Source organism: Desulfamplus magnetovallimortis (assembly GCF_900170035.1).
Lineage (GTDB): Bacteria > Desulfobacterota > Desulfobacteria > Desulfobacterales > Desulfobacteraceae > Desulfamplus > Desulfamplus magnetovallimortis.
On record NZ_LT828541.1, the window covers coordinates 372,686 to 375,166 of the forward strand.

General features: G+C 39.8%; 3 protein-coding genes. 2 read left to right on the forward strand and 1 reads right to left on the reverse strand.

Going from position 1 to position 2,481, the window contains the following annotated elements:
- Nucleotides 1-1,283: AAA family ATPase (locus MTBBW1_RS05755; protein ID WP_080800476.1), on the reverse strand; the 1,283-nt coding region annotated here is incomplete at its 3' end.
- Nucleotides 1,284-2,033: 750 nt separating this feature from the next.
- Between MTBBW1_RS05755 and MTBBW1_RS05760 the strand changes: the two genes are divergently transcribed.
- Both MTBBW1_RS05760 and MTBBW1_RS05765 read left to right on the forward strand, forming a co-directional pair.
- Nucleotides 2,034-2,276 carry a type II toxin-antitoxin system Phd/YefM family antitoxin gene (locus MTBBW1_RS05760; RefSeq protein ID WP_080800479.1) on the forward strand — a complete coding sequence of 81 codons (243 nt, stop codon included), beginning with the start codon at nucleotides 2,034-2,036 and terminating at the stop codon, nucleotides 2,274-2,276.
- Nucleotides 2,276-2,476 carry a Txe/YoeB family addiction module toxin gene (locus tag MTBBW1_RS05765; protein WP_281255616.1) on the forward strand — a complete coding sequence of 67 codons (201 nt, stop codon included), beginning with the start codon at nucleotides 2,276-2,278 and terminating at the stop codon, nucleotides 2,474-2,476. The genes MTBBW1_RS05760 and MTBBW1_RS05765 overlap by 1 nt, the downstream gene beginning before the upstream one ends.
- The last annotated feature ends 5 nt before the right edge of the window (nucleotides 2,477-2,481 follow it).

Here is a 2,481-nt window from a genome sequence, read left to right on the forward strand (position 1 = left end):
ATCTTTTGTACCCTCTGCACATAAAGGCTCTGCATCACAAGGTTGGGAACCTTCAGTTTCAGATTCAGATCTTCGGTCTCCCCGGCCAGAGTCAGCACACCAAAATAGTAGAGAAAAGATACTATAAACATGTTATTTTTAGAACCTGTGTCCAACATCTCCCTTATGCCGAAACGGTCAGAGAGATCTTCAACCTCAAGATAATTGTCACTTTCCATCATTGAGACAATAATTTTACGCCCCATGGGAATCTGTGAGATGTACTCAAGTTTTGATTCATCTGTGGCAAGGTTGGAGTCCAGCATTTTTCTGGGGTAGTCACACATCTCCTGAAAATGGTCAAAAAAATAGAGGCAAAGGGTGGGGTTATAGATATATTGATTCAATCTCGGTACAAAGCAGTAGCCATTATAATATGTTCTCATCATCCCAAGAGCCTTTTCGACCGTATCATTAGTTTCTATATCATTGTTTTCACCGCTTTTCAGGTCGCACTCTTCAACAATATCCCCAAGTGCTGAGATAACCTCCTTCTCCGTGAAACCGCAAATATCATTAAGTTGTTTTTTGAAATAAATATCCTTTGCAATATTGTATCCGCTGGTGATGTCACTTAACACCACCGGAGAGACACCAGTTATAAACACACGATCAAAACCTGAACCGGATGTGGAGGATTTCACAGCTTTAAAAAGGGTCCTGAGTATCCCTTCATCATGCACAAGGGCGTTGTATCTCTCTTTATCATTGTGGATACCCATCATGACGGTATTGGCAAAGTTATCATATTCATCTATCAGAAGATAGATGGGCCAAGGCGTTGTCTTAACCGCTGATAACAGAGATTCCATGGAATAGAGGGCGTCTTCATAGTTTATATTAACCTTGGGAAGTTCATAGCCTTGATGGGTATAATTCATGATGAACCCTTCAATTTTGGCATTGATGTGGTTGAACAGAGATTGCTGGATATCTGCAACAGTGCCGGTCGTATTGACGCAGGAAAAATCCCATTTCAGGATATAGTAGGAATTTCTAAGGGGGGTTGGATTTTTACCTATGTCAAGGTGGCCGAACATCTCATCAAAATGATCTTTTTTTGCCACGTCATAATAGTTTTCCAGCATGGAGAGTACAAGGCTTTTGCCAAAACGACGGGGGCGGATGAAAAGTTGGGATTTTGAACTTTCAAGCAAAGGGATTTTATCGGTTCTGTCACAGTAAAAATAACCTTCAGTTATTACTGTTTTAAAGTCAGCTATACCGTATGGATATTTTATCATGGTGACATCCTCTCTTTATGGCCTATTGTTTGCAAATCGTAACTTCAATTTTATGTGAACAATACTATACCATGATCTGATGAAATATAAAAAGCACCTTTTCATAAACCTCTAACCCCCTCTCCATAACTGGAGAGGAGGAGAATAATACAAAAAGGGTACACTCATTTATATCCGTCACCGGCAATCCGCCGCCGGGACGACCGGAAGATGTATTGGAAGATCCTTCTGTGGCTTATTCTCTTATCTGTGCTTTGGACACGCCGGACCGCCGCTGCGGCCTGATTCTGATGTCACGGTATCACAATCCCCTTGAACTTCGTGTGCAGCTAAGCCAGGTGAAATTGGATTGGGCGTTACGGGATTGCTATACTTACAGTAAGCTCATTTTTGCTCGTTTTCTTTTATTTTTCCTTACATCTGCCTTTTTTTCCCCTTCTTGTAATTCTACTTTGTTAAGTTGACTTTCTTTTTTTGCTGTCTGAATCACGGATTAAACGGATTAAAGGATTACACTGATTAAAAAAATCTGTGAAATCGGTGTAATCAGGGTAATCCGTGATTCAGACAATTAAAAAGATGAAACTAAAACAATCTAACAAAGTAGGAGTAATATTTTTTCTATTTGCCATTTATTAGATTAACCTCAATGCCCTTGCCGCCCTGAGCTCGGCGTTCTGCCTCAAAATACAATCTTGACATGTCGTACTCTATGCCGTACCATTATAAATAAAAGTCAAGGAGCTACTAATGACAATATTATCAGCAACAGAAGCACGTTCAAATCTTTACAGGCTTATCGATCAAACGTCATCATCACATGAGCCTATCATTATCACTGGCAAGAGAGGTAACGCTGTTTTGATCTCGGAAGATGACTGGAGATCAATGCAAGAGACAATGTTTCTTCTAAATATTCCAGGAATGCGAAAGTCCATTAGGGAAGGCCTTACAACTCCAGTAGAAGATTGTAAAGAGGAACTTGACTGGTGATGTGGAAGGTTGTTTTTACAAAACAAGCACAGAAGGACGCTAAAAAAATTTTTACATCTGGGTTAAAATCAAAAGCAGAAAAAATTATTGAGCTATTGAAACAAAATCCATATCAAACGCCACCTCCCTATGAGAAACTTGTTGGAGATTTAGCCGGTGCCTACTCAAGAAGGTTAAATATTCAACATAGAGTTGTTTAGGAACA

Bases quoted from the DNA above. Each gene is read 5' to 3' on its own strand.
- MTBBW1_RS05760 (WP_080800479.1), top strand. From the start codon at position 2,034: ATGACAATATTATCAGCAACAGAAGCACGTTCAAATCTTTACAGGCTT.
- MTBBW1_RS05765 (WP_281255616.1), top strand. From the start codon at position 2,276: ATGTGGAAGGTTGTTTTTACAAAACAAGCACAGAAGGACGCTAAAAAA.